The sequence below is a fragment of the Pseudomonas sp. c313 genome, assembly GCF_055407145.1.
In genome coordinates this window covers 245,559-272,557 of sequence record NZ_JBUZRD010000004.1, presented here as the reverse complement: position 1 = coordinate 272,557, position 26,999 = coordinate 245,559, and the positions used below count along the sequence as shown (strand labels likewise).

The 26,999-nt window shown below is 59.5% G+C and carries 24 protein-coding genes and 1 pseudogene; 13 read left to right on the top strand and 12 right to left on the bottom strand.

Annotated features, from left to right (window positions below; genetic code table 11):
* Positions 1 to 28 precede the first annotated feature (28 nt).
* Complete coding sequence (glpT, locus tag ACZRKZ_RS14835) at positions 29 to 1,366, top strand: glycerol-3-phosphate transporter (RefSeq protein WP_463981934.1); 1,338 nt, start codon at positions 29 to 31, stop codon at positions 1,364 to 1,366.
* Here glpT and ACZRKZ_RS14830 read toward each other — a convergent pair.
* Complete coding sequence (locus ACZRKZ_RS14830; protein WP_463981933.1) at positions 1,363 to 2,016, bottom strand: gamma-glutamylcyclotransferase; 654 nt, start codon at positions 2,014 to 2,016, stop codon at positions 1,363 to 1,365. The genes glpT and ACZRKZ_RS14830 overlap by 4 nt on opposite strands.
* Before the next feature lie 316 nt (positions 2,017 to 2,332).
* Here ACZRKZ_RS14830 and ACZRKZ_RS14825 point away from each other — a divergent pair, with 316 nt between their 5' ends.
* A complete protein-coding gene (locus ACZRKZ_RS14825) occupies positions 2,333 to 2,812 on the top strand; it encodes a sn-glycerol-3-phosphate transporter (RefSeq protein ID WP_463981932.1) in 480 nt (159 codons plus the stop codon).
* A 66-nt stretch (positions 2,813 to 2,878) separates the two neighbouring features.
* Here ACZRKZ_RS14825 and ACZRKZ_RS14820 read toward each other — a convergent pair whose 3' ends face one another.
* The 6 genes from ACZRKZ_RS14820 to ACZRKZ_RS14795 all read right to left on the bottom strand — a co-directional run bounded on the left by ACZRKZ_RS14820 (position 2,879) and on the right by ACZRKZ_RS14795 (position 10,193).
* Positions 2,879 to 3,856: a CDP-6-deoxy-delta-3,4-glucoseen reductase gene (locus tag ACZRKZ_RS14820; protein ID WP_463981931.1), complete on the bottom strand. Its 978-nt coding sequence runs from the start codon at positions 3,854 to 3,856 to the stop codon at positions 2,879 to 2,881.
* Positions 3,856 to 5,322: a 4-hydroxy-3-polyprenylbenzoate decarboxylase gene (gene ubiD, locus ACZRKZ_RS14815; RefSeq protein ID WP_133100840.1), complete on the bottom strand. Its 1,467-nt coding sequence runs from the start codon at positions 5,320 to 5,322 to the stop codon at positions 3,856 to 3,858. The genes ACZRKZ_RS14820 and ubiD overlap by 1 nt, the downstream gene beginning before the upstream one ends.
* 90 nt (positions 5,323 to 5,412) lie before the next feature.
* A complete protein-coding gene (locus ACZRKZ_RS14810) occupies positions 5,413 to 7,395 on the bottom strand; it encodes an acyltransferase family protein (RefSeq protein WP_463981930.1) in 1,983 nt (660 codons plus the stop codon).
* 158 nt (positions 7,396 to 7,553) lie between these two features.
* Entirely contained in the window at positions 7,554 to 8,813 is a 1,260-nt protein-coding gene (gene rho, locus ACZRKZ_RS14805) for a transcription termination factor Rho (RefSeq protein WP_133100838.1), read from the bottom strand.
* Positions 8,814 to 9,046: 233 nt separating this feature from the next.
* Entirely contained in the window at positions 9,047 to 9,376 is a 330-nt protein-coding gene (gene trxA, locus ACZRKZ_RS14800; protein ID WP_133100837.1) for a thioredoxin TrxA, read from the bottom strand.
* Positions 9,377 to 9,497: 121 nt separating this feature from the next.
* The gene (locus ACZRKZ_RS14795; protein ID WP_463981929.1) at positions 9,498 to 10,193 is read right to left on the bottom strand and encodes a FadR/GntR family transcriptional regulator; all 696 of its coding nucleotides are present in this window, start codon (positions 10,191 to 10,193) and stop codon (positions 9,498 to 9,500) included.
* Positions 10,194 to 10,447: 254 nt separating this feature from the next.
* Here ACZRKZ_RS14795 and ACZRKZ_RS14790 point away from each other — a divergent pair, with 254 nt between their 5' ends.
* The 5 genes from ACZRKZ_RS14790 (at position 10,448) to ppx (ending at position 14,885) form a co-directional block, all read left to right on the top strand.
* Positions 10,448 to 11,233, top strand: a complete 786-nt coding sequence (locus ACZRKZ_RS14790) for a transporter substrate-binding domain-containing protein (protein ID WP_463981928.1) — start codon at positions 10,448 to 10,450, stop codon at positions 11,231 to 11,233.
* A 21-nt stretch (positions 11,234 to 11,254) separates the two neighbouring features.
* The gene (locus ACZRKZ_RS14785; protein WP_463981927.1) at positions 11,255 to 11,923 is read left to right on the top strand and encodes an amino acid ABC transporter permease; all 669 of its coding nucleotides are present in this window, start codon (positions 11,255 to 11,257) and stop codon (positions 11,921 to 11,923) included.
* Complete coding sequence (locus ACZRKZ_RS14780; protein WP_133100833.1) at positions 11,920 to 12,570, top strand: amino acid ABC transporter permease; 651 nt, start codon at positions 11,920 to 11,922, stop codon at positions 12,568 to 12,570. Before ACZRKZ_RS14785 ends, ACZRKZ_RS14780 begins: the two co-directional genes overlap by 4 nt.
* On the top strand, positions 12,557 to 13,294 hold the full coding sequence (locus tag ACZRKZ_RS14775; protein WP_463967675.1) for an amino acid ABC transporter ATP-binding protein: 738 nt from the start codon (positions 12,557 to 12,559) through the stop codon (positions 13,292 to 13,294). Before ACZRKZ_RS14780 ends, ACZRKZ_RS14775 begins: the two co-directional genes overlap by 14 nt.
* A gap of 88 nt (positions 13,295 to 13,382) precedes the next feature.
* A complete protein-coding gene (gene ppx, locus ACZRKZ_RS14770) occupies positions 13,383 to 14,885 on the top strand; it encodes an exopolyphosphatase (protein ID WP_463967674.1) in 1,503 nt (500 codons plus the stop codon).
* A 101-nt stretch (positions 14,886 to 14,986) separates the two neighbouring features.
* Here the strand turns inward: ppx and ppk1 are convergent, their stop codons facing one another.
* The gene (gene ppk1 / locus ACZRKZ_RS14765; protein WP_463981926.1) at positions 14,987 to 17,212 is read right to left on the bottom strand and encodes a polyphosphate kinase 1; all 2,226 of its coding nucleotides are present in this window, start codon (positions 17,210 to 17,212) and stop codon (positions 14,987 to 14,989) included.
* Positions 17,213 to 17,230: 18 nt separating this feature from the next.
* A pseudogene (hemB, locus tag ACZRKZ_RS14760) lies at positions 17,231 to 18,244 on the bottom strand (porphobilinogen synthase).
* Positions 18,245 to 18,451: 207 nt separating this feature from the next.
* On the opposite strand from hemB, the gene ACZRKZ_RS14755 reads away from it, so the two are divergent.
* Positions 18,452 to 19,099: a VTT domain-containing protein gene (locus ACZRKZ_RS14755; protein WP_133100828.1), complete on the top strand. Its 648-nt coding sequence runs from the start codon at positions 18,452 to 18,454 to the stop codon at positions 19,097 to 19,099.
* Here ACZRKZ_RS14755 and ACZRKZ_RS14750 read toward each other — a convergent pair.
* On the bottom strand, positions 19,080 to 20,315 hold the full coding sequence (locus ACZRKZ_RS14750) for a sterol desaturase family protein (RefSeq protein WP_463981925.1): 1,236 nt from the start codon (positions 20,313 to 20,315) through the stop codon (positions 19,080 to 19,082). The genes ACZRKZ_RS14755 and ACZRKZ_RS14750 overlap by 20 nt on opposite strands.
* A 115-nt stretch (positions 20,316 to 20,430) precedes the next feature.
* On the opposite strand from ACZRKZ_RS14750, the gene elbB reads away from it, so the two are divergent.
* Complete coding sequence (elbB, locus tag ACZRKZ_RS14745) at positions 20,431 to 21,096, top strand: isoprenoid biosynthesis glyoxalase ElbB (protein WP_149412323.1); 666 nt, start codon at positions 20,431 to 20,433, stop codon at positions 21,094 to 21,096.
* Here elbB and ACZRKZ_RS14740 read toward each other — a convergent pair.
* Together ACZRKZ_RS14740 and ACZRKZ_RS14735 are read right to left on the bottom strand one after the other, a co-directional pair.
* Positions 21,093 to 21,548: a YaiI/YqxD family protein gene (locus tag ACZRKZ_RS14740; protein ID WP_133100825.1), complete on the bottom strand. Its 456-nt coding sequence runs from the start codon at positions 21,546 to 21,548 to the stop codon at positions 21,093 to 21,095. The genes elbB and ACZRKZ_RS14740 overlap by 4 nt on opposite strands.
* A gap of 16 nt (positions 21,549 to 21,564) precedes the next feature.
* Positions 21,565 to 23,460 (bottom strand): FTR1 family protein, encoded by a 1,896-nt coding sequence (locus tag ACZRKZ_RS14735; protein WP_463967669.1) that lies wholly within the window; start codon positions 23,458 to 23,460, stop codon positions 21,565 to 21,567.
* Between the two features lie 316 nt (positions 23,461 to 23,776).
* Between ACZRKZ_RS14735 and ACZRKZ_RS14730 the strand changes: the two genes are divergently transcribed.
* Genes ACZRKZ_RS14730 through ACZRKZ_RS14715 form a run of 4 tightly spaced genes read left to right on the top strand, consistent with a single transcriptional unit; the run spans position 23,777 to position 26,923 of the window.
* Complete coding sequence (locus tag ACZRKZ_RS14730) at positions 23,777 to 25,174, top strand: COG3014 family protein (protein ID WP_463981924.1); 1,398 nt, start codon at positions 23,777 to 23,779, stop codon at positions 25,172 to 25,174.
* Between the two features lie 10 nt (positions 25,175 to 25,184).
* Positions 25,185 to 25,553, top strand: coding sequence for a YcfL family putative periplasmic lipoprotein (locus ACZRKZ_RS14725; RefSeq protein WP_463981923.1), 369 nt, complete (start codon positions 25,185 to 25,187; stop codon positions 25,551 to 25,553).
* Between the two features lie 35 nt (positions 25,554 to 25,588).
* Entirely contained in the window at positions 25,589 to 26,176 is a 588-nt protein-coding gene (gene lpoB, locus ACZRKZ_RS14720; RefSeq protein WP_133100821.1) for a penicillin-binding protein activator LpoB, read from the top strand.
* Between the two features lie 3 nt (positions 26,177 to 26,179).
* Complete coding sequence (locus tag ACZRKZ_RS14715; RefSeq protein ID WP_463981922.1) at positions 26,180 to 26,923, top strand: penicillin-binding protein activator LpoB; 744 nt, start codon at positions 26,180 to 26,182, stop codon at positions 26,921 to 26,923.
* Positions 26,924 to 26,999 lie beyond the last annotated feature (76 nt).

Below are 26,999 nucleotides of genomic sequence, written 5' to 3'. Positions count from 1 at the left end.
GTCAAAACAAGAAACTTGGAGCTCTTGAATGTTTGCTTTCTTTCGACCTGCCGCACACCTGGCACCCTTGCCTGAAGAAAAAATAGACAGCACCTACCGACGCCTGCGCTGGCAGATCTTCGCCGGTATTTTCGTCGGTTACGCCGGGTACTACCTGCTGCGCAAAAACTTCTCCCTGGCCATGCCGTATCTGATCGACGAGGGTTACACCCGCGGCCAGTTAGGCCTGGCGATGTCGGCGATTGCAATTTCCTACGGCTTGTCCAAGTTCCTCATGGGCCTGGTTTCCGACCGCTCCAACCCACGTTACTTCCTGCCCTTCGGCCTGCTGGTTTCCGCCGGGGTGATGTTCATTTTCGGTTTCGCACCTTGGGCGACGTCCAGCGTCACCATGATGTTCATTTTGCTGTTCATTAACGGCTGGGCCCAGGGCATGGGTTGGCCGCCAAGTGGGCGGACCATGGTGCACTGGTGGTCGCAGAAGGAACGCGGCGGCGTGGTGTCTGTGTGGAACGTGGCGCATAACGTCGGCGGCGGCCTGATCGGCCCGCTGTTCCTGCTGGGCATGGCCTTGTTCAACGACTGGCACGCGGCATTCTACGTCCCGGCCACCGTGGCTTTGCTGGTGGCGGCCTTTGCCTTCATCACCATGCGCGACACCCCGCAATCGGTAGGCCTGCCGCCGATCGAGCAGTACAAAAACGATTACCCGGAAGGCTATGACGCCAGCCACGAAGAGGAATTCAGCGCCAAGGAAATCTTCGTCAAGTACGTGCTGCGCAACAAAATGCTCTGGTACATCGCCTTCGCCAACGTCTTCGTCTATCTGCTGCGCTATGGCGTACTGGACTGGGCGCCAACTTATTTGAAAGAAGCCAAGCACTTCGACGTCGATAAAACGTCCTGGGCCTATTTCCTCTACGAGTGGGCAGGGATTCCAGGCACGCTGTTGTGCGGCTGGATGTCAGACAAGATCTTCCGTGGCAACCGTGGCCTGACCGGCATTGTGTTTATGGCATTGGTGACGGTCGCGACCCTTGTTTATTGGCTCAACCCACCAGGCAACCCGATGGTCGACATGATCGCGCTGTTCTCCATCGGTTTCCTGATCTACGGCCCGGTGATGCTGATCGGCCTGCAGGCGCTGGAATTGGTACCGAAGAAAGCCGCTGGTACGGCGGCAGGCTTTACCGGCCTGTTCGGTTACCTGGGCGGTTCCGTGGCAGCCAGTGCGGCCATGGGCTACACCGTTGACCACTTCGGCTGGGATGGCGGTTTTGTGTTGCTGATCGGTGCGTGTCTGTTGGCGATTGCCTTCCTGATCCCCACCTTGTGGCACACCAATAACGTCAGCAACGCGCGCTAGTCGACGGAGCAATCCTTCGAACAACGCTTGAGCCGCGCCTCCAGGTTTTTATCTGGCATGGCGTGGCTACGCAGGGCGTTGACGGTCTGCTCGACATAATCGCGCGTAGTGCCATAACGCCCGCAAGCGCTTTCAAATACCTGGTTCAGCACGCTGTCCGGCAAGTTGCCGGCGTAGCTGGGCAGGTGCCGTTCCAGGACAAATCCCAACGCCTGCACCTGGCTGCCATCGGCAAGACGGCAGTTGAGCCAGTGCGGGCGGTAGGATGGAAACGGCATCTCGCGGCGCCACAGGGCGTAGAGCGACGCTTCTAGTTGCTCTTCCGGCAAGCGGTAGGCAAACCCGCTGCAGGAGCCGCCACGGTCCAGGCCAAACACCAGCCCCGGTAACTCCGGCGTGCCCCGATGCTCGTGGGACCACAGGTACAAGCCGCGATGATAACCATGCACCCGTCCCCGCACCCGCTCTACGGCTGAGCATTCAGGCCGCCAGATCAGCGAGCCATACGCGAATAGCCAGACCGGCCCCCCCTTGTGCCGGCCCATGGTGGCCTGCATCGAGCTCATCAACTGTTCGTGAGTGAGTTGCGGCCCAAGATCGAGCCGCGGAGGGTAAGCCAATTGCAAAAGATCAGATTCAATGGCGGTCATGGCGAATCGCTTAGGTCTCCCTTCTTAATTACCAATTGTATGCAACTTTACCGTAATAGAACGCGCCGCTGTAACCGTACGGCGAAAAAGTGCTATAGGCCAAGTTACCACCGCTACTCGCGTAGGCATTGAGCTTTTCCGGGTATTTGTCGGTGACGTTGTCGCCACCGAAGGTGTAGAACTCGGCCGTCAGGATTCAGCGACTCAATCCCGGTACTTTCAGCATCCGTTCAGCCTTTGTGCACCCCGAGCCTTCAAAATAGGCGTACGTCACGACCCACTTAGCCGTCACTCAATCGACTATCGAGGTCGCACCATGAAATACCGACTTTGCGGCCTGCTGCTTATTGCACAGGCCACCACTGCCCTGGCGGTCGAAACACCACCGACCGAGGATGACAAAGGCTTCTGGTACGCCCAGACCAGCGTCTACACCCGGCACTTTGCCCCGGACCCCGAGCACAACAACAACCAGGACCTGATTGGCCTGGAGCGCAATGAAGCTTCGGGGCTGGTGTATGGCGGGGCGACGTTTCGCAACTCGTTCAGCCAACGGTCCTACTACGCCTATGCCGGCAAGCGCTATGACATGACCGACTATCCGGTGTACCTGAAGCTGACCGGCGGGGTGATCCAGGGCTATCGCGGCAAGTATCGCGACAAGATCCCGCTGAACCGTTTTGGCGTGGCGCCGGTGATCATTCCGTCAGTGGGCGTTCACTATGGGCCTGTGGCCGGGGAATTTGTGTTGCTGGGGTTTAATGCGGCGATGGTGACAACGGGGCTGCGGTTTTGATTGCTGTGGCGAGCGGGCTTTCCACAACAAGCCCGCTCGCCACAGGATACCCGGCAGTTTTTGAGGTTAGGACCTTGGGGCATAGGCAAACACATCGGCACGCATCTGGTGCGCATCCATGCCGGCCGTCACCAACGCATCCAGCGTGGCATAGATCATCGCTGGGGAACCGCTGGCGTAGACATGCACGGACTTGAGCTCGCTGATGTCTTCGCACACCGCTTCATGCAACATCCCGCAGCGCCCTTCCCACCCGCAGAGGTCGCTGACCACTTTGTGCAAGAACAGGTTGGGCAGTTGCTTCCATTGCTCCCAATGCTCCCAATGCTCGATCTGATAAAAGTCGTCGGGACGACGCACGCCCCAATACAGGTGCACCGGGTGTTTGAAACCGCTGGCCCGGCAATGTTCGATCAGGCTGTGCATCTGCGCCATGCCGGTACCGGCGGCGATCAACACCAGCGGCCCGTCGGGCAATTCCGCCAGGTGAGTATCACCAAACGGCAATTCGACCCGCGCCATCTGGTTGCGTTGCAACTGCTCGATCAGGCTACGGGCACTGTCTTCGCGGACCAGCACATGCAGCTCAAGCTCACGTCCACCGTGGGGGGCCGAGGCCAGTGAAAATGCCGACTTCTCGCCGTTTTCCCGCTCAATCATCAAGTACTGCCCGGCGTGATAACGCACCGACTTGCCGGCCGGCGCCCGCAAGCGGACGCGCCAGACATCACCGCCGATGTCCACGCACTCGCTCAGTTGGCACGACAGCTTGCGCACGGGCAACTCTCCCGGCGCCAACACGCCATCCCATAGAACGATGCAATCTTCCAGCGGCTCGGCAATGCAGGTATAGAATTCGCCATGGTCACGCACCTCGCCGGCCTGCTGCACGCGGCCCTCGACCAGCAGTGCCGCGCACACGTGGCACACGCCGTTGCGACAGGCCTGGGGGCAATCGTAGCCCAGGCGCCGCGCGCCATCGAGAATCCGCTCACCGGGCACAAGCTCAAGTACCGCACCAGAAGGCTGCAGGGTTACACGCATCAATCTATTCCTAATTCTTTCCAGAGCGCATCGATACGAGCAGTCACCGCCTCGTCCTTGACGATCACCCGGCCCCACTCGCGGGTGGTTTCACCCGGCCATTTATGGGTGGCATCCAGGCCCATTTTTGATCCCAGGCCTGATACCGGCGAGGCGAAGTCGAGGTAGTCGATTGGCGTGTTGTCGATCATCACCGTGTCGCGCTTGGGGTCCATGCGCGTGGTAATGGCCCAGATCACGTCATTCCAGTCCCGGGCGTTGATGTCGTCGTCGGTCACAATAACGAACTTGGTGTACATGAACTGTCGCAAAAACGACCAGACACCGAGCATTACCCGCTTGGCGTGGCCCGGATACGACTTCTTCATGGTCACGATGGCCATGCGGTACGAGCAACCTTCGGGCGGCAGGTAGAAGTCGGTGATTTCCGGAAACTGCTTCTGCAGGATAGGCACGAACACTTCGTTCAGCGCCACGCCGAGAATCGCCGGCTCATCCGGCGGACGGCCCGTGTAGGTGCTGTGGTAGATCGGTTTGATCCGGTGGGTGATGCGCTCGACGGTGAACACCGGGAAGCTGTCGACTTCGTTGTAGTAGCCGGTGTGGTCGCCATACGGACCTTCAGCAGCCATTTCGCCGGGATGTATCACGCCTTCGAGGATGATTTCGGCAGTGGCCGGCACTTGCAGGTCGTTGCCACGGCACTTCACCAGCTCGGTGCGATTACCGCGCAGCAGTCCGGCGAAGGCGTATTCGGACAGACTGTCGGGCACCGGTGTCACCGCGCCAAGGATGGTCGCCGGGTCTGCGCCCAGAGCCACGGCGACCGGGAACGGTTTGCCGGGATGCTTCTCGCACCACTCGCGATAATCCAGCGCACCACCTCGGTGACTCAGCCAACGCATGATGACCTTGTTGCGGCCGATCACTTGCTGACGGTAAATGCCGAGGTTCTGGCGGTCCTTGTTCGGGCCCTTGGTGACGGTCAGGCCCCAGGTGATCAGCGGGCCAACGTCGCCGGGCCAGCAGGTTTGCACCGGAAGCATGCCAAGGTCGACGTCATCGCCTTCGATGACGACTTCCTGGCATACCGCATCCTTGACCACCTTGGGGGCCATGGCAATGATCTTGCGGAAGATCGGCAGCTTCGACCAGGCGTCTTTCAGGCCCTTGGGTGGCTCGGGCTCCTTGAGGAAGGCCAGCAACTTGCCAATCTCACGCAGCTCGCTGACCGCTTCGGCGCCCATGCCAAAGGCCACTCGCTCGGGGGTCCCGAACAGGTTGCCGAGCACCGGAATATCAAAGCCCACCGGTTTTTCGAACAGCAACGCCGGGCCCTTGTTACGCAAGGTGCGGTCGCAAATCTCAGTCATTTCCAGGACCGGGGAAATCGGCACCTGGATACGTTTCAACTCTCCGCGCTGCTCAAGTTGCTGCACGAAATCCCGAAGATCCTTGAATTTCATTAACCATGCCACCCGTAAAATAGGCGTACATCCTACCTGCTCTGAGGGCGGCTGGCAGCTTATCGCGGTGTAATTGAGCGCCGCGCACGCTTAATTGGCCGTCAGCCCTCGCGATTGCAGCGAACTGAACAACGGCTCCAGGAAACCCTCAATGTAACGCGCGCCCACCTCGGAAATGTGGTTGTCGTCGGTATACAGCGCCTGGCCATTGAGTTCGACCCGGCACAGGCTGTCGATAGCACACAACCGGGACGCAGGGTCCAACGCTACGACGCCTGGGTCGGCGGCGGCCATCTGATCGAACAACTGGTTGATGAACCCCTGGCGCTGCAAGTGATGAGCCAGCGGCAATCCTTGGCCTTCCACCGACCGATGGAGCATCGCCAGACGGCTCAGACGGTACGGCACGCTAAACTCCTGCAGCGGCACTTCCTTGACCAGCCAGACCCGATGCCCTGCGGCGCGCAACCCGGCGACGCGCTCACGCATGCCCTCGGCGAAACGCTGTTCGGCAATAGCCTGCACGTAGTGGCCGGTGGCCGGGTCCTTGAGCGCATGCTCTTTGTCACCAGACGCCTGCCCATAAACGTATAGGCTCCAACGGGCCACCAGCATCACATCGCTGAAGGTTTGCTGGACCAGGACCGCTTGCACGCGCTGGTTGAAATGCGCACAACGGGGAATATTTTCCAGGCCTGAAAGGGGCACGCAGCCGGCAAAACTAGCCTGAACCAGGCTGATATCGTGTTTCTGCGCCCCATCCTCAAGGGCCGGGATCAACGCCGTGGCATGGCTGTCGCCCCAGACCAGGGCGGAAACCGAGCGACTCCTGGGGCCGAAATGGCAGAAAAGCCGGTCATCAGGGGTGTCCTTCTCGGCCAGGCACGCCAACAGTTCCGGGCTCCACTCTTTGGCCTGGGCATAACGCAACGCCTCCTCGGACAGCCGCCAGGGCAAGCCATCGGTCCAGCGCAACGCTTGCCCGGCCAGGCCGATACAAAGAATACCGACGCCCGCGGCAGCCAATATCGCCTTGCGTCCCGCCAACAAACGCTGTTCCCGGAACGGGCTTTCCACCAGCCGCCAGGACAGGTAACCCAGCCCCAGGGTCAGCAGAATCAGCCCAGCTAGCTCGAACGGCCCCAGACCATCGACGCTGGCATAACTGGCAAAAACAAACACTGGCCAATGCCACAGGTACCAGGAATAGGAAATCAGACCCAACCCCACCAGCACTCGCGTGCCCAGCAGCCGTCCGATCAGCGTTTGCTGATGTCCGTTGGCCCATATCAGCCCGACCACGCCCAGCACCGGCAGTAACGCCGCCACACCTGGAAATGGCGTGCGGGGATCAAAACAGAACACCGCCAGCAGGATCAGCACCATGGACACCAGGCTGACGCCTTGAGCCAGGGCCGGTGATGCGCGCCAGTCGCGCTTGGGCTGTACCGCCAGCATGGCACCGGCAAGGAGTTCCCAGCCACGCATCGGCAGCAGGAAAAAGGCTTTTTCCGGGTGATAAGCCACGGCCCAGACACTGAGCCCGAACGACACCAGTAACACCGCGAACAACGCCGTGCGCCAGTGTTTCAAGTAACGAGACAGCAGCGCCAGTAATAGCGGGAACAGGATGTAGAACTGCTCCTCCACCGCCAGCGACCAGGTGTGCAGCAAGGGTTTGAGGTCGGACGCCACGTCAAAATAGCCGTCCTGACGCATAAACAGCAGGTTGGAGGTGAACAGCACCTGATAGCGCACCGAACGCCCCAGCTCTTCATAGTCCTTGGGCGCCAGCAGAAACCAGCCCATCAGCAGCGCCGCGATCATCATCACGAACAGCGCAGGCAGGATGCGCCGGGCACGACGGGCCCAGAAATCCACGAAACTGAAACGATTGGATTGGCGCTCGCGCCAGATGATGGAAGTGATCAAATAGCCAGAAATCACAAAGAACACGTCGACGCCAATAAAGCCGCCGGTGAAACCTGGAACGCCAAAATGGAATAACACTACAGCGATTACAGCTATTGCGCGCAGGCCGTCGATATCCCTTCGGTAAGCAAGTGTGGTCATAAATTCTTATTGTCAGTCAGATTCGAATGGGGTGAGCGTAGACGTGCTCGCCTTTTTTGTTTCTTAACAGACATGCATAGCGCCTAAACCTCCCACTCTCGACACAAAAAAAATGGCGCCCCGTAGGGCGCCATCTTTTTTCGACCTGAAAAGTCGCGTTACTTGCGCTTCATCGACAAGAAGAACTCGTCGTTGGTCTTGGTTTGTTTCAACTTGTCGATCAGGAACTCGATGGCGGCTACTTCGTCCATCGGGTGCAGCAGCTTGCGCAGAATCCACATGCGTTGCAGTTCGTCGTCGGCAGTCAGCAACTCTTCGCGGCGGGTGCCGGAGCGGTTGATGTTGATGGCCGGGAAGACGCGCTTTTCAGCGATCTTGCGATCCAAAGGCAATTCCATGTTGCCGGTACCTTTGAATTCTTCGTAGATCACTTCATCCATCTTCGAGCCGGTTTCAACCAGCGCGGTGGCGATGATGGTCAGCGAACCGCCTTCTTCGATGTTCCGTGCGGCGCCGAAGAAACGTTTCGGTTTCTCCAGGGCGTGGGCATCGACACCACCGGTGAGGACCTTGCCGGAGCTCGGGATCACGGTGTTATAGGCACGGGCCAGACGGGTGATGGAGTCGAGCAGAATCACCACGTCCTTCTTGTGCTCGACCAGGCGCTTGGCCTTCTCGATCACCATTTCGGCAACCTGCACGTGGCGGGTTGGCGGCTCATCGAACGTCGAGGCAACCACTTCGCCGCGCACGGTGCGCTGCATTTCGGTCACTTCTTCCGGACGCTCATCGATCAACAATACGATCAGGTGAACTTCAGGATTGTTACGGGCGATGTTCGCTGCGATGTTCTGCAGCATGATGGTCTTGCCAGCTTTCGGCGGCGCGACGATCAGGCCACGCTGGCCTTTGCCGATCGGGGCGCACAGGTCGATGACACGACCGGTCAAGTCTTCGGTGGAACCGTTGCCAGCTTCCATCTTCATGCGCACGGTCGGGAACAGCGGCGTCAAGTTCTCGAAGAGAATCTTGTTTTTCGCGTTCTCGGGACGATCGTAGTTGATCGTGTCGACCTTGAGCAGGGCGAAATAACGCTCGCCTTCCTTCGGAGGACGGATCTTGCCAACGATGGTGTCACCGGTGCGCAAGTTGAAGCGACGGATCTGGCTCGGCGAGACGTAGATATCGTCTGGACCGGCAAGATAGGAAGCGTCTGCAGAGCGGAGGAAGCCGAAGCCGTCCTGGAGGATCTCCAGCACGCCATCACCGGAGATTTCCTCGCCGCTTTTCGCGTGCTTTTTCAACAAGGAGAAAATCACGTCCTGCTTGCGCGAACGGGCCATATTTTCTATGCCCATCTGTTCGGCCAATTCGAGCAGTTCGGTAATCGGCTTTTGCTTGAGTTCAGTCAGATTCATATAGGAATGACGTAATCATTTATGGAGGGGGGGAATTAAGCTTTGGGCTTAATGAGGCCGCGCCGCAGAGAAGGCGACAGAATCGCGTACTAATCGAAAAGAAGAGCGTCGGCGACGGCTTGCAGGGGGCAGTGGAGAAACCAGTGCGGGGCCGAATGTACCACCTGAGTTTCAGAGCGTCTAGCCCTGACTTACGAAAAAGCCCCGCAATTTGCGGGGCTTTTTTACGACGCTTAGATGTTGGCGTCGAGGAATGCTTGCAACTGGGACTTGGACAGTGCGCCGACCTTGGTGGCTTCGACGTTGCCGTTCTTGAACAGCATCAGCGTCGGGATACCACGCACGCCATGCTTGGCCGGGGTTTCCTGGTTGTCGTCGATGTTCAGCTTGGCAATGGTCAGTTTGCCTGCGTAAGTGGTAGCAATGTCGTCCAGGACCGGAGCGATCATTTTGCAAGGACCACACCATTCAGCCCAGTAGTCAACCAGCACCGGGCCTTGGGCCTGAAGTACTTCTGCCTCAAAGGTCGCGTCGGTGACGTGCTTGATAAGATCGTTGCTCATGGATGTCTCCGGGTTGTAAGCAAAAAAAACGTTGCCCATCATAGCTGCCCTTCCCTCGTTCAGGAAGCCGCCTCTGATTGACTCTTGCTATGGTGGTGCATGAGTTTGGGTATAGCCCAACTTAAGGCGCGACGGGAGTAGTGAAGGCAATTCCTGTACGCAACGCCGCATTGCGTACATGTTCCTGCATGGTTTTCTGCGCCACCCCGCTAGCGCGCCGGGCCAGCGCCCGGAGAATCTTGCGGTGCTCCTGCCAAGTTTCCATGGCCCGCTCCGGCCGGATGAACGGTAGCTTCTGGCTCTCCAGAAACACCTCGGCACTGGCACTGAGAATGCTGAGCATTGCCTGATTGCCGCTGGCCTGAAGGATGTGCTGGTGGAATTCGAAGTCCAGCCGGGCCGACGCTTCAAAGTCGCCGGCCTTGAGCTCCTTGCGCATCGCCTCGACATTATCTTCCAGGATATCCAGCTCATCGGTGGTCAACGTCACCGCCGCCAGCCCCGCCGCGAACCCTTCCAGGGCGTAGCGCAGTTGAAAGATGTCCAGCGGCGTGGCCTGCGCAGCAAAAGGCCAGGCCAGCTCTGGGGTTTCCTCGGGCGCTTGTACGAACACGCCTTTACCTGGCTGCACACTGACCACGCCCAAGGCGCTGAGGGAAGACAAGGCTTCGCGCAACGAGGCGCGACTCACGCCCAATTGCAGCGCCAGGTCGCGCTGGGAGGGCAGCACATCGCCCGGCCCGAAACCCTCTTCAGCGATCAGTTTGCGGATGGCTTGCAACGCCACCTCCGGTACGGCCTGCGCGATGGAATTCATAAAAACTCAAGTTTCCAGTCAACTGATCGGCTAGTTGTAAAGCTATTCGCGCCAGCCGGCAAGCCACGCCCTAAAGGGGCTCGCGGGTTTTTGGCGACGCTCGAAAAGGGTGCAAAAAGCGCAGCAACTGTTCAGACCAGTAAGACCGCCGTAGCTCAACAGATACCGGTCTTGCAGCCGATCCAGGCAGTGATGGCATGGGCTGTGCACTGGCAGAAACCAGAAAACCCCTTCGCCCTTTTCGGAGAGTTGCCATGACCAAGCGTTGCAGCGTCCTGCTCACTGCCCTGTTTGCCAGCCTGATGCTGAGCCAGGCGCCCGCACAGGCTGACAGCCTGGACGATATCGTTGCCCGTGGCACCCTCAAGGTCGCCGTGCCTCAGGACTTCCCGCCGTTTGGTTCGGTAGGATCCGACATGAAGCCTCGCGGCCTGGATATCGACACCGCAAAACTGTTGGCCGACCAGCTCAAGGTCAAGCTGGAACTGACCCCAGTCAACAGCACCAATCGCATTCCGTTCCTGACCACCGGCAAGGTCGACCTAGTGATTTCCAGCCTGGGCAAGAATCCGGAGCGGGAAAAAGTCATCGACTTCTCCAAGGCTTATGCGCCGTTCTACCTGGCGGTTTTCGGTCCGCCTGACGCTGCGATCAACACCCTGGACGACCTCAAGGGCAAAACCATCAGCGTGACCCGTGGCGCCATCGAAGACATCGAGCTGACCGCCGTCGCGCCCAAAGAAGCCACCATCAAGCGCTTTGAAGACAACAATTCAACCATCGCCGCCTACCTCGCAGGCCAGGTGGACCTGATCGCCAGCGGCAACGTGGTCATGGTGGCCATCAGCGCGCGCAATCCCAAGCGCGTGCCGGCACTGAAAGTGAAGCTCAAGGACTCGCCGGTCTACGTGGGCGTGAACAAGAACGAGCCAGCGCTGCTGGACAAGGTCAACCAGATCCTGGTCGCGGCCAAGGCCGACGGCAGCCTGGAAAAGAACGCAAAACTGTGGCTCAAAGAGCCGCTGCCAGCTGATCTCTAATCGCTGCGAAGAGGGTTAGATATGGCCTATCAATTCGACTTTGTGCCAGTCCTGGCCAATACCGATCTGTTGCTGCGCGGTGCGCTGTTCACACTTGAGCTGACCGCCATCGGCGCGGTGCTGGGCGTGGCCCTGGGGATCGTCGGGGCGGTGGTGAGGGCGTGGAAGATCCAGCCGTTTTGCTGGATCTTCGGGGTGTATGTCGAGTTGATCCGCAACACGCCGTTCCTGGTGCAGTTGTTTTTCATCTTCTTCGGTTTGCCCTCCCTCGGCCTGCAGATTTCCGAATGGCAGGCGGCTGTGCTGGCGATGGTGATCAACCTGGGGGCCTACTCCACGGAGATTATCCGTGCCGGCATCCAGGCCATTCCTCGCGGACAGCTGGAAGCCGCGGCGGCGCTGGCGATGACCCGCTTCGAGGCGTTCCGCCATGTGGTGCTGCTGCCGGCGCTGGGCAAGGTCTGGCCCGCCCTGAGCAGCCAGATCATTATCGTGATGCTCGGCTCGGCAGTCTGTTCACAAATCGCCACTGAGGAGTTGAGCTTTGCCGCCAACTTTATCCAGTCGCGCAACTTCCGCGCTTTTGAAACCTATGCCCTGACCACCCTGGTCTACCTGTGCATGGCGTTGATGATCCGTCAGTTGCTCAATTGGATCGGCCGCCGCTATGTGATGAGAAACAGTCGATGAGTGATTTTTCCTTCTGGGACATCGTGCGCAACCTGCTCACCGGCCTGCAATGGACCTTGCTGCTGTCGCTGGTAGCGTTTATCGGTGGCGGCCTGATCGGTTTGCTGGTGATGACGATGCGCATCAGCACCAAGGCGTTCCCACGCAACGTCGCGCGGACTTACATCGAACTGTTCCAGGGCACGCCGCTGTTGATGCAGCTGTTTTTGGTGTTCTTCGGCGTGGCCCTGCTGGGGATTGATATCTCACCCTGGCTGGCGGCCGCGATTGCCTTGACCCTGTTTACCAGCGCCTACCTGGCGGAGATCTGGCGTGGCTGCGTCGAATCCATCGTCCACGGGCAATGGGAAGCGTCGGCGAGCCTGGCCCTCAACCCGTATGAGCAACTGCGCTACGTGATCCTGCCCCAAGCCCTGCGCATCGCCGTGGCGCCCACCGTAGGTTTCTCGGTGCAGGTGGTCAAAGGCACCGCCGTGACCTCGATCATCGGCTTCACCGAACTGACCAAGACCGGCGGCATGCTCGCCAATGCCACCTTCGAACCCTTCATGGTCTATGGCCTGGTGGCGCTGGGTTACTTCCTGCTCTGCTACCCCTTGTCCCTTAGTGCGCGCTACCTGGAAAGGAGACTGCATGCCTCTGCTTAGAATTTCTGCCCTGCATAAGTATTACGGCGATCACCATGTGCTCAAGGGCATCGACCTGACGATCGAAGAAGGCCAGGTGGTCGCGATCATCGGCCGCAGCGGCTCGGGAAAATCCACTTTGCTGCGCACCCTCAACGGCCTGGAGTCGATCAACGATGGTGTGATCGAGGTCGATGGCGAATACCTCGACGCCGCCCGTGCCGACCTGCGCAGCCTGCGACAGAAAGTCGGCATGGTATTCCAGCAGTTCAACCTGTTCCCCCATCTGACGGTGGGTGAAAACGTCATGCTCGCGCCGCAGGTGGTGCAGAAAGTGCCCAAGGCCAAGGCCGCACAGCTGGCGAGGCAGATGCTGGAACGGGTTGGGTTGGGGGAGAAGTTCGATGCTTTCCCCGATCGCCTGTCCGGCGGCCAGCAACAGCGTGTGGCCATCGCCCGTGCGCTGGCAATGTCGCCCAAGGTGTTGCTGTGCGACGAAATCACCTCGGCGCTGGACCCGGAGCTGGTCAACGAAGTGCTCAGCGTGGTCCGCCAACTGGCCAAGGACGGCATGACCCTGATCATGGTCACCCACGAGATGCGTTTTGCCCGGGAGGTGGGTGACAAATTGGTGTTCATGCACCAGGGCAAGGTGCACGAAGTCGGCGACCCGAGGGTGCTGTTTGCTAACCCGCAGACAGCTGAACTGGCCAACTTCATCGGTTCGGTGGAACAGCCGGGCTGACCAGCTCAAAATTCCCAAGGCACTACGCGTTGGCGTCAGCGTTTGATCGTGGCACGATGGCGAGGTTATCGACCGAGATCCCCTACCCATGCCGCAATCCCAAGCCAAGAATCTGTCCCTGATCGCCGCCATCGACCTGGGCTCCAACAGCTTTCACATGGTCGTGGCCAAGGCCCAGAACGGCGAGATCCGTATCCTTGAGCGGCTCGGTGAAAAGGTGCAACTGGCTGCAGGGATCGACGAAGAGCGCAAGCTCAACGAAGAATCCATGCAGCGCGGGCTCGATTGCCTCAAACGCTTTGCCCAACTGATCAACGGCATGCCTCAGGGCGCCGTGCGAATTGTCGGCACCAACGCCCTCAGGGAAGCCCGTAACCGTGGCGAATTCATCCGTCGCGCCGAAGAAATCCTGGGGCATCCGGTAGAAGTCATTTCCGGTCGTGAAGAAGCACGCCTGATTTACCTCGGTGTATCCCACACCCTGGCCGACACCCCTGGCAAGCGCCTGGTGGCGGACATCGGCGGCGGCAGTACCGAGTTCATCATCGGCCAACGCTTTGAACCCTTGCTGCGCGAAAGCCTGCAGATGGGTTGCGTCAGCTACACCCAGCGTTATTTCAAGGACGGCAAGATCACCCCGGCCCGCTATGCCCAGGCGTATACGGCGGCGCGGCTGGAGATCATGAGCATCGAGCATGCCCTGCATCGCCTGACCTGGGATGAAGCCATCGGCTCATCCGGCACCGTCCGCGCCATTGGCCTGGCCCTGAAGGCCGGCGGCCACGGCACCGGCGAGGTCAATGCCGAAGGCCTGGCCTGGCTCAAGCGCAAGATTTTCAAATTGGGCGACGCCGAAAAAATCGACTTCGACGGCATCAAGCCTGACCGCCGGGCGATTTTCCCCGCAGGCCTGGCGATCCTCGAAGCGATTTTCGACGCCCTTGAACTGCAACGCATGGATCACTGTGATGGCGCCCTGCGCGAAGGTGTGCTCTACGACCTGCTGGGCCGCCATCACCACGAAGACGTCCGTGAACGTACCCTGGGCTCCCTGATGGAGCGTTACCACGTCGACCTCAAACAAGCGGAGCGAGTCGAGCGCAAGGCGCTGCATGCCTTCGACCAGGTGGCCGAGGATTGGGACCTGGCAGACGGCGTCTGGCGTGAGTTACTGGGCTGGGCGGCCAAGGTTCATGAAGTGGGCCTGGACATCGCCCACTATCATTACCACAAGCACGGCGCCTACCTGATCGAACACTCGGACCTGGCCGGTTTCTCCCGGGAAGACCAGCAAATGCTTGCGCTCCTGGTACGCGGCCATCGCCGTAATATCCCCAAGGACAAGTTCGCCGAGTTCGGTGCCGAGGGCATCAAGCTGATTCGCCTGTGCGCCCTGCTGCGGTTTGCAATTTTGTTCCACCACATTCGTGGCACCCAGGAAATGCCTCAGGTCACCCTGCGCGCGCACGGTGACAGCCTCGATGTGGTGTTCCCGAAAAACTGGCTGAACGAAAACCAACTGACCCAGGCGGATTTCGCCCAGGAAGCGGAATGGCTGACGCGAGTTGGGTTTAGCCTGAACGTGCGTTGATCTGTGGCGAGGGGCTTGCTCCCTCGCCACATTGAAAGTTACCCGCCCCAATCAAAAACGGCCCTCGAAAGGGCCGTTTTTTTGTCAGGTTTAAAAGAGTCTCAACGAACGTTCAACACCGGGCTGCCCAACCGCTCCAGCAACGTCGCCTGGGCACTGCGTGGGTTCTGGTTGCCGGTTGGCGTGTTGCGCACGTAGCGACCGTCCGACTGCAGGCTCCAGCTGTGGGTGTTATCGGTGAGATAACTCTCCAGTTCCTTCTTGACCCGCATGATCAGCTTCTTGCCTTCCACCGGGAAGCAAGTCTCCACACGTTTGTCGAGGTTGCGCTCCATCCAGTCGGCACTGGAGAGGAACATCTGCTCCTCGCCACCGTTGAGAAAGTAGAACACCCGCGTGTGCTCCAGGAAGCGGCCGATGATCGAACGCACATGGATGTTATGGGAGACCCCGGCGATGCCCGGCCGCAGGCAGCACATGCCACGCACCACCAAGTCGATGCGCACGCCAGACTGGCTTGCCTTGTACAGCGCGCGGATGATCTTCGGATCCGTCAGCGAGTTGAACTTGGCGATGATGTGTGCCGACTTGCCGTCGAGGGCGAACTGGGTTTCCCGGGCAATCATGTCGAGCATGCCCTTTTTCAGGGTGAACGGCGCGTGCAGCAGCTTCTTCATGCGCAACGTCTTGCCCATGCCGATCAACTGGCTAAACAGTTTGCCGACGTCTTCGCACAATGCATCGTCGGAGGTCAGCAGGCTGTAGTCGGTGTAGAGCTTGGCGTTACCGGCGTGGTAGTTACCGGTGCCCAAGTGGGCGTAACGCACGATTTCGCCGGCTTCACGGCGCAGGATCAGCATCATCTTGGCGTGGGTCTTGAAGCCGACCACGCCGTAGATCACCACCGCACCGGCCGCTTGCAGACGGCTGGCCAGTTGCAGGTTGGATTCTTCATCGAAGCGCGCGCGCAATTCGATCACCACAGTGACTTCCTTGCCGTTACGCGCGGCGTCCACCAGCGCATCGACGATTTCCGAGTTGGCGCCGCTGCGATACAGGGTCTGGCGCACCGCCAACACATGCGGGTCCTTGGCAGCCTGGCGCAGCAAGTCGACCACCGGGGTGAACGACTCAAAGGGGTGCAGCAGCAAGATGTCTTGCTTGCTGACCATGCTGAAAATGTTCTCGCTGTTTTGCAGCAGTTTCGGGATCTGCGGGGTAAAGGGGATGTATTGCAGCTCCGGATGGCTGTCCAGGCTGGTGATGCTGAACAGGCGCGTCAGGTTCACCGGGCCGTTGACCTGATACAACTCGGTCTCGGCGAGGTTGAACTGCTTGAGCAAATAGTCGGACAGGGGCTTGGGGCAGGTGTCCACCACTTCCAGGCGCACTGCATCGCCGTAGCGACGGGAGAACAATTCGCCGCGCAAGGCGCGGGCCAGGTCTTCGACGTCTTCGGTGTCTACCGCAAGGTCAGCGTTACGGGTCAGGCGGAACTGGTAGCAGCCCTTGACCTTCATGCCCTGGAACAGGTCATCGGCGTGAGCGTGGATCATCGACGAAAGGAATACATAGTTATCGCCAGCGCCCCCAACCTCTTCGGGTACCTTGATGATGCGCGGCAACAGACGCGGGGCCGGAATGATCGCCAGGCCCGAATCGCGACCGAAGGCGTCGATACCTTCCAGCTCAACAATGAAGTTCAGGCTCTTGTTCACCAGCAGCGGGAACGGGTGCGTCGGGTCCAGGCCGATCGGGGTGATGATCGGTGAGATCTCGTCACGGAAATAGCGACGCACCCAAGTCTTGAGCTTGACGGTCCAGTTGCGGCGACGAATGAAGCGGACCTGATGTTTTTCCAGTTCCGGCAACAGGATGTCGTTGAGGATGGCGTATTGACGATCAACATGACCGTGCACCAACTCGCTGATGCGGGCCAAGGCCTGGTGCGGTTGCAGGCCATCGGCACCGGCCTGTTCGCGGGCGAAGGTGATCTGTTTCTTGAGGCCAGCGACACGAATCTCGAAGAACTCGTCCAGGTTGCTGGAGAAAATCAGCAGGAACTTCAGTCGTTCCAGCAGCGGGTAGGACTCATCCAGCGCCTGTTCCAGCACGCGAATGTTGAATTGCAGTTGCGACAGCTCGCGATGGATGTACAGGCTGCTGTCATCCAGGTTCGGAATCACGATCGCAGGCGCCACCACCACCGGCGGTTCCGCGATCACGGCAGGCGGCGCGGGCTCTTGTACCGACGGGGTTTCGGCAACTTGTTCGACCACCGGGTGAGCGTCTTTTACGGCAACTTCTGTGAGTCCTTCGGTATTCATCGAGTGTTCCTGTGAGGGCTATTTTTGCTCTCTAAGCAATTGGGCGGCACGGACGGCAAAGTAAGTCAGGATGCCATCAGCACCCGCACGTTAAAAGGCAGTCAAGGATTCAAGAATCACCCCTTCACTCAACCAACCATTCTGGATCGCGGCCATGTGCATGGCGTACTCACCGCTGACCTGATAGACAAAGGTCGGCACCTTGAATTCATCTTTGACGCGGTAAAGGATATCCAGGTACGCCATGCCAGGCTTGACCATAACCATATCGGCGCCTTCGGCCAAGTCCGCCGCCACTTCGTGCAGGGCTTCGTGGCTGTTGGCTGGGTCCATCTGGTACGAGGCCTTGTTGGCCTTGCCTAGGTTAAGCGCCGAGCCGACCGCATCGCGGAACGGGCCGTAATAGGCGCTGGCGTACTTGGCCGAGTAGGCCATGATCCGCACGTTGACGTGGTCGGCCAGCTCCAGGGCTTCGCGGATCGCCTGGATTCGACCGTCCATCATGTCCGATGGAGCAACCACCTGAGCGCCCGCCGCAGCATGGGACAGCGCTTGCTTGACCAGTGCGTCGACGGTGATGTCGTTCTGCACATAACCGCCTTCGTCCAGGATGCCATCCTGCCCATGTGTGGTGAACGGGTCCAGGGCCACGTCGGTAATCACCCCAAGCTCCGGGAAACGCTCGCGCAGGGCACGAGTGGCGCGCTGGGCGATGCCTTCGGGGTTCCAGGCTTCGGCGGCGTCCAGTGACTTGAGTTCGGATGGCGTCACCGGGAATAGCGCCAGCGCCACAATTCCCAACTCGACCCAGTGCACCGCTTCTTCAAGCAACAGATCAATGGTCAAGCGCTCGACACCCGGCATCGACGCCACCGCTTCCCGACGGTTTTCACCGTCCAGCACAAATACCGGCAGGATCAGATCATCCACCGTCAGGACGTTTTCACGAACCAGACGGCGGGAAAAATCATCACGGCGGTTGCGGCGCAGACGCGTGGCAGGGAACAAGCGATTGGCGGGAGTGAAGCTCACGGCAGACTCCTGAGCCCATGTTGACGGGCGAGCGTGACAGTTATAGGCGGCCATTATGACGAAGGAATGACAGTTGTGCTTAGCCATGCGACCTGTAGTCGCATTCGCAGCTTTTGTAGGAATTGTTCACTTCGTGACACATCTCGATACTTTCATGAATGTTCACGAAGGCGTAGGCTGCGCGTTCATTTCGCTAGCACCCAGACAATGCTCCAACAATTTCTGCATGACTTCGGCTATTTTGCCCTCTTCCTAGGCACGTTCTTCGAAGGCGAAACCATCTTGGTGCTCGCAGGCTTCCTAGCGTTCCGCGGATACATGGATATCAACCTGGTGGTGGTCGTTGCCTTTTGCGGCAGCTACGCCGGCGACCAGCTGTGGTATTTCCTGGGGCGCAAGCATGGCCGCAAACTCCTGGCACGCAAACCGCGCTGGCAACTGCTGGGTGACAAGGCGCTGGAGCATATCCGCAAGCATCCGGACATTTGGGTGTTGAGTTTCCGTTTTGTCTACGGCCTGCGCACTGTCATGCCAGTGGCCATCGGCCTGTCGGGCTATCCGCCGGGACGTTACCTGCTGCTTAACGGCATCGGTGCGGCGATCTGGGCGACTGCGCTGGGCGCTGCGGCCTACCACTTCGGCGCGGTACTTGAAGGCATGCTGGGCAGCGTCAAGAAATACGAACTGTGGGTACTGGGCGCCTTGCTGGTACTGGGCCTGGGCCTGTGGATCCGCCGCCGCATCAAGAACGCCCGCCTGATCCGGGAAGCCTGCGCGGCCGAAAAGGTGCGCCTGGCAGAAGAACAGTTGAGCGAACCGCAAACATCCAACACGCCTAAGACGCCAGTCGAGTAAGCCGGTCTCTGCAACAGTAGAGGCCGATGACGCTAAGCAAGCTGTAGCTGAGCAACCCCAGCCAGCCCAGCGAACTGGCCGGCCATAACCCGACCAGCGGCGCCAGCCACACCAAAGGCACGTTCAGCGCCAGTCGCACAAGCTCAGCCTTCAATGCCCATGGGCGATTCTCCAAAGCCACGCCCAGCGTAAACAACCCCAATGCCATCGCGCTCCAGCCCAATACCAGGGCCGCAGTCGGCATGGCTTCGCCAAAATTCATCAGATAGCTGCCAAATCCTACATAAACGGCGAATTGCAGGGCGACATAAACCTGCTGGCGCGCATCCAACGGCACCTCGAATTTGCGGAACTGGCTCAGGTCCGGCTTGGCCAGCGGGTACTTGGCCTTCACGTCCGCCGGGCGCCAACCGGTGCGCATAAACCAGATGCGTAGCTTATCCCACCTACTTTCGGTGCGCCGGGCATCGCTCCACAGCTGTGCATAAAACTGCAGGTTAGCCCACAGCGGGTTCCAACTGGCCAGCGGCGTGGTCACGCCAAAGATGACCGGCTCGTTTTCGTCTTCTTCCTGGAAGGAACCAAACAGCCGGTCCCAAATAATGAACACACCGCCGTAGTTGCGATCCATGTAGAGAGCGTTCTGCGCATGGTGAGCCCGATGATTGGACGGCGTGACGAAAAACCACTCGAACCAGCCAAGCTTGGGCACATGGCGGGTGTGGACCCAGAATTGATACAGCAGGTTGAGGGACGCTACGCTGATAAACACCACCAGCGGCACGCCGAGCACGGTCAGCGGCAGGTAGAATATCCAGCTCAGCAGAAAGCCGGTGCTAGTCTGGCGCAAGGCGGTGGTGAGGTTGTAATCCTCGCTCTGGTGATGCACCGAATGCGCGGCCCAGAGGATGTTGCGCTCGTGGCCGCAGCGATGCAGCCAGTAGTAACAGAAGTCATAGAAGACAAAGGCGAATACCCACGTCCAGACGCTTTGGGCCGAGAGTTCGATGACTGCCAGGTGCTTGAGGGCAAACGCATAGGTCAACAGCCCCACACCTTTGGTCAGCAACCCCGTGGTGGTGGAAAGCACGCCGGTGCTGAGACTATTAATGGCGTCCGCCACCCGATAGTTGCGCTCACCGCGCCAACGGTCGGCCAGCAGCTCGACCACGATCAGCGCAATGAAAAACGGTACCGCGTAAGGAACGAAGTCCATGGGCAAGTCCGGTCAATTATTGTTACATCAAGATTAGGTGTAACGGCTTGAGATCCCATTGGCAACGAGTGACAAATTAGTAGACATTTAACGCCATGAATCAGGAGAAATGCCCATGAGCAAAAAGATTGCAGTGATCCTTTCCGGCTGTGGCGTGTACGACGGTGCTGAAATCCATGAAAGCGTGATCACCCTGCTGCGCCTGGACCAACGCGGCGCTCAGGTGCAGTGCTTTGCACCCAATATTGCGCAGTTGCATGTGATCAACCATCTGACTGGCGAAGAAATGCCCGAATCACGCAACGTGCTGGTGGAGTCGGCGCGCATTGCCCGGGGCCAGGTGAAGGATATTCGCGAAGCCCGCGCCGAAGAGTTTGACGCGCTGATCGTGCCCGGCGGTTTTGGCGCGGCGAAAAACCTGTCGAACTTCGCCATTGAAGGCGCCGGGTGCAGCGTCAATCCGCAGGTGCTGGAACTGGCTGAAGCCTTTGCTGAAGCGGGCAAGCCGGTGGGGCTGATCTGCATCTCGCCGGCCTTGGCGGCGAAGATCTACGGCCCTGGCGTGATCTGCACCATCGGCAACGACGCCGACACAGCGGCGGCCATGGACAAGATGGGTGCGACTCACCAGGAATGTACCGTGGATGAGATTGTCGAAGACAAGGCCCGCAAACTGGTAAGCACACCGGCTTACATGCTGGGGCAGAACATCAGTGAAGTGGCCTCAGGGATTAATAAGCTGGTGGACCGCGTGCTGGAGCTGACCCACGAGAACGATTAATCGGTGCGCATCAACCGGATCAAGATCCGGTCCAGGGCATTGGCGAAGGCTTGCTTCTCCCGTTCACCGTGAGGCGGCGGACCGCCGCCCATCTGACCCTGCTCCCGCAGATCGGTGAACAGGTTGCGCACTGCCAGCCGCTCGCTCATGTTCTGCGGGCTGAACTCCTTGCCGCGGGGGTCGAGAGCAGTCACGCCGTTTTTCACCAGGCGATCCGCCAACGGCACATCGCTGCAAATCACCAGTTCGCCAGGCACCGCGTGTTCCACCAGGTAATCATCGGCGGCGTCCGGGCCGCTGGGCACGACGATCAGCTTCACGCACGAAAAACTCGGCTTGATCTGGCTCTGTCCGGCCACCAGCACCACTTCAAACTGGCGTTTGAGGGCGAACTTCACCACCTGATCCTTGGCTGCCCGAGGGCAAGCGTCGGCATCGATCCAGACTCGCATGGGTATTTCCTTTTGATCAGGCCGTAGCCCGGCGCTTATCGGCCAGCCGACTGCGGCCATACAGCACCACAATCGCCAGAATTGCCACCGCCTGGGCACTCAACGAATAGGCATCAGCGTGGATGCCCAGCCAGTCGAAGTCAAAGAACGCCACCGGCCGCGTGCCAAAGACACCGGCTTCCTGCAACGCCTTGACGCCATGCCCGGCGAACACCACCGACAGTGCACACAGCAGAGCTGCGTTGATGCCGAAAAACAACGCCAGCGGCAGTTTTGCCGAACCGCGCAAAATCACCCATGCCAGGCCCATTAACAGCACCAGCGCCGTGGCGCCGCCTGCCAGTACTGCGTTGTGCCCGGCGGGGCCTGCCTGCAGCCACAGGGTTTCATAGAACAGAATCACTTCAAACAACTCACGGTAGACCGAGAAGAATGCCAGCACCGCAAAGCCAAAACGCCCGCCACCGCCCACCAGGCTGCTTTTGATGTAGTCCTGCCAGGCCGCCGCGTGGCGCCGGTCATGCATCCACACCCCAAGCCATAGCACCATGACGCTGGCAAACAGCGCCGTGCAGCCTTCCAGCAACTCGCGCTGGGCGCCGCTGACATCAATCACATACGCCGCCAACGCCCAGGTCGCCAAGCCAGCCACCAGCGCCAGGCCCCAACCAACGTTGACGCTGCGCACCGCCGATTGCTGGCCGGTGTTACGCAGGAACGCGAGGATCGCTGCCAGCACCAGAATCGCTTCCAACCCTTCACGCAGCAGAATCAACAAGCCGGAGATATAGCTCAACGACCAGCTCAAGCCATCGCTGCCCAACAGGCCGGCAGATTCCGTGAGCTTGCCCTTGGCCACATCCAGGCGCTGCTGGACTTGCTCGATCGGCAACCCATCCTGCAACGACTGCCGATAGGCCATCAAGGCTTTTTCGGTGTCCTTGCGCACGTTGGCGGCGACGTTGTCCAGAGAGCTTTCAACCAGCTCGAACCCTTCCAGGTAGGCAGCCACCGACAGGTCATAGGCCTGTTCGTGTTCACCGTTGCGAAAGGCGGCAAGGCTCTTGTCTAGGGTGGTCGCGGTGTAATCAAGCAACTGCGCCGGGCCTCGCTTGACCTGAGGCGGCTGCGCCCGTTGCGCACGGAAGGTGCCAGCCGCGTCCGGGCCTTCGGCGGCCAATACTTCGTTGGGGGTCTGACGAGCCAGCTCGGCAAGGTTGAAGGATTTTTCGCTTTTCGCCGCAGCCGGGTTGGCGGTGAAGCCGGCGATGTAGGTGGCCAGGTCCCAGCGCTGGCGGTCGTCCAGTTGATCGGCGAAAGACGGCATGTCAGTGCCTTCGACCCCGAGACCAAGGGTGTTGTAGATCCCGTAAAGACTCAAACGGTCCAGCCTCGCGGTATCGCGCAGGTTGGCCGGTGGCGGCGTCATGCCAACGCCCGCAGGACCGTCGCCGGCGCCTGCATCGCCGTGGCACACCGAGCACTGCTGGGCGTACAACGGCGCGCCACGCGTCGGGTCTGGAGTGATGGCCGGGGCCTGGCTGACTTCATAGGCCACCGCCAGCTTCGCGCCCAATTGGCGAGCCTGATGGGCTACCGCCTCACCATCCTGATGCCCGTTCACGGCAGCAACCAGTTGATCAACGCCTTTCACCAGTTCAGCGCGCTCGGGCTTGTCCGGTAGTTCAGCGACAAGCCCCTGCAAAACGCCAAGGAATTCCACCTGTTCACGGTATTCAGAATCATCGATAACCTTGCCCGCCTCCACCGTCGGCGGGTAATCGGCGCCGATATAGTCCAGTAGATGCAGAGCCTGAGTGGCACCCTCTGCGGTTGCAGCCAGCAGGTTGAAGCTGCACGACACCAACGCAGGCAGGAGCAGCCAGGCGAGAAAACGGGAAGGGGCAGTCATGAATGATTACCAAATGGAAATAAGAAGTAACACATTGTCGAGTGTTAGAAGGTTTGACTCAAGACGTTAGTGATTTGTCGGGTGCAATAACCCGTCATTGGGTCGATGTAGGTAGTGGCATTTTCGTTAAGCAATAGCACTGAAAAGCCATTGTTTTGCCAGTGACGGGGCCTATAATGCGGCGCCTTCGTTATCGCGAAATGGCATTTTTGCTCCTCTTTTATGAGGGATTTGTGGGATAGAGGCTTCTCCTGCGATTGGTTATTCGGCCCGACCAGCACATTAGGCCGATTACGCTCAGGGAAGCAGCACTCCAATGGTATCTCGCCTCTTTACTTCGCTTGCGCTCAGCGCGGTCATCTTGCTGTCGGGCTGTTCTATGTTTCGCAGTTACGATTCGGAGTTGCAGGCTACCAATCAGCAGTTGGCCACCGGTAATGTCGACGGCGCATTGACGTTGCTGGAGAAGAACAACAGCGGCGAAGACAAGGACCTTCTCTACTACTTTGAAAAAGGCGAGCTGCTTCGGGCCAAGGGTGACTTGACCGGCAGCCAGACAGCCTGGCGCGGTGCGGATTTGGCGGTCTACAAATGGGAAGAGTCGGTGAAGTTCGACACCGAGCGCTACCTGTCGCAGTTCGGCAGCTTCCTGGTCAACGATAAAGTCCGCCGCTACGAAGGCTATGACTACGAGAAAGTCATGCTGACCACGCAGATGGCGCTGAACCTGCTGGCCGTGAATGACTTCGACGGCGCCCGCACCGAAATCAAGAAAACCCACGAACGCGAAGCAGTGATCGCGGATCTGCGGGATAAGGAATACCTCAAGCGCGAAGACGAGGCTGAACGCCAGGGCGTGAGCACCCAATTCAAGGATCTGCGCGGCTACCCGGTGGAAAGCCTGAATGCACCGGAAGTGGTCGGCTTGAAGAACAGCTACCAGAGCGCCTTCAGTCATTACCTGGCTGGCTTCGTCTACGAGGCTCTGGGCGAGAAAGACCTGGCCGCGCCGGGCTATCGCAAGGCTGCTGAACTGCGCCCCAATACGCCGTTGCTGGAACAGGCGCTGCTGGATCTGGATAAATCAGCTTCCAGCGCCGATGAAAGCGACGTGCTGATCGTCGTGCAAAGCGGTTTGGCGCCGGCCCGGGATTCGATTCGCCTGCCGCTGCCGATCCCCATCAACGGCAATCTGGTGATCACTCCGCTGTCGTTCCCGGTGATCAAGCCCGACACCTCCACCGCGACATTCAACCAGATCGGCGTCGACGGTCGGCAGCAGAACCTCACCGCCCTCAACAGCACCACCGCCATGTCCCGTCGTGCCCTGCGCGATGACATGCCGGGAATCATCCTGCGCACCACCGTGCGGGCAATTACCCGAGGCATAACGCAAAAAAACCTCAACGATGTTAACCCCATGGCCGGCCTGGTGCTGGGTATCGCCTCAGCGATCACCGAAGGCGCCGACACCCGCACCTGGCGCACCCTGCCAGACCTGACCCTGGTGACGCGCCTGCGCCTCAAGCACGGCGAGCATCAGGTCAGCCTGCCCAATGCCCTGGGCGGCAGCCTGGTGACGGTTAAAGCCGACCAGCGTTATCAAGTGATCACCTTGCGCGTGGTCGGCAACCAGGTGTTCGCCAGCGGTCTGGCGGCCCATGTGGTACCGAGCAACCCTTCCCAGGCTGTCGCCAGCCTCAAACAACCTTAAGGAGCACGCTATGCGTCATTTCATTTTCGGCGCCCTGGCGCTGGTCCTGCTCGCCGGCTGCGCCACGCTGCCACCGGAACCGGGCAGCGCTGCAAGCAAAATCGTGGTGATGGGCAAGTTCAAGGGCATCGCCGTGGGCGCAATCCGCGTCGCCCGGGAAAACGGCTTCATGACTGCCAAGGTGCAACTGAGCAACATCACCAGCAGCAACCAGATGATGTATTACCGCTTCACCTGGTTAGGTGCCGATGGTTTCCCGGTGGGCGATGAAGAGACCTGGAAAGTGCTGACGCTCTACGCCAACCAGGCCACCTTCCTGCCGGCTATCGCCAACCTGCCCCAGGCTGCCGACTTCCGCCTTGAAGTAAAAACGCCGTGATCCACCCCCCTATTAAGCTTCAGAGAGACATCCCCATGTTTGCACGCTTTTCGTTCCTCGCCGTGGTCGCCGTTTTGGCCAGCGGTTGCGCCAACACCTCGCCGGTCATCGGCGGGAAAAACATCAGTTACGGCGACACCAAGGCCGTGGAACTGGTGACCAACGAGTTCGGTTCCACCGACCTGCAGATGATCGCCGAAAGCATGACCCGCTCCCTGGCCCAGTCCGGCATCCTCCACGGTCGCCCGGTGGTGCAGGTGTACGACGTGAAGAACAAGACCAGCGAGTACATCGACACGCGCGAAATCACCACCTCAATCAAGACCCAGTTGATGAAGACCGGCACCGCGCGTTTTGCCAGCGACAACACCGACATGCAAAGCCAGGTCGACCAGCTCAAGCTGCAAAACCAGAGCGGCCTGTACAAGAAGGCCACGGTCAGCAAGACCGGCAACATGATCGCCGCCAAGTACCGGCTGGAAGGCTCCATCAGCTCCATCGTCAAGCGCAGCGCTGACTACAAGGACGTGTTCTACAAGTTCAGCCTGCAGCTGATCGACGTCGAAAGCGGCCTGGCCGAATGGATGGACGAAAAAGAAATCCGCAAGACCACGGAGCGCTAAGCAATGCGTGCATGGATCGGCATAATCGGCCTGCTGTGCGCCTTTGGCGCCTCGGCCGCACCCAAGATCGCAGTCACTGACCTGGCCTACGAGGCACGAGTGGAGGAGTACATCCACGCGGTCTCGGCCAACAACAACTTCCAGGCCAGCGCCTACAACGCCAGTGGTTCGTCGAGCTACAGCGAGTTCGAAAGCCGCAACAGCTACATCGAACAGACCGAGTTGCGTAAATTCACGGGCGACATCAAGGGCGAGATCCTCAAGTCGCGGCAGTTTCAGTTGGTGCAGGGCACGCCCTATACCGCTGATGCCAAGGGCGACGTCTACGACGTGATCAAGCGCATCAAGGCGGGCAACTTCAAGGGCGCCGACTACGTGCTGTTCGGCACCTTGTCGGACATCGACTTCACCCAGGACATCAACGCCCTGGACAACACCAACAGCTACTCGGCGATCCTGGGCCTGACCCTGGTGGCCGATTTCAGCCTGATCAACACCCGCACCCTTGAGATCACCTCGGCGTTTACCGCCATGGGCGAGGGACAGGACACCAAGCTGGTGAGCAGTCGCGACGTAAAAGTCAGCCTGAGCCGGCCACGGGTAGTGCGCGAAGTGTCGAAGGCGTTGGGGGAAGATGTAGCGCGCCAGTTGCAGGAGCAACTGGGTAGCGGCTATCAGGAGCAACCTGGCCAGCCTGCATTGCGCAATAACTTGCCACGAGATGAAGCGCCGAAAATTCTGCGCTGATACACAAATCAAATGTGGGAGCTGGCTTGCCTGCGATAGCGTCACCACGGTGTAACTGATACACCGAGGCGTTTGC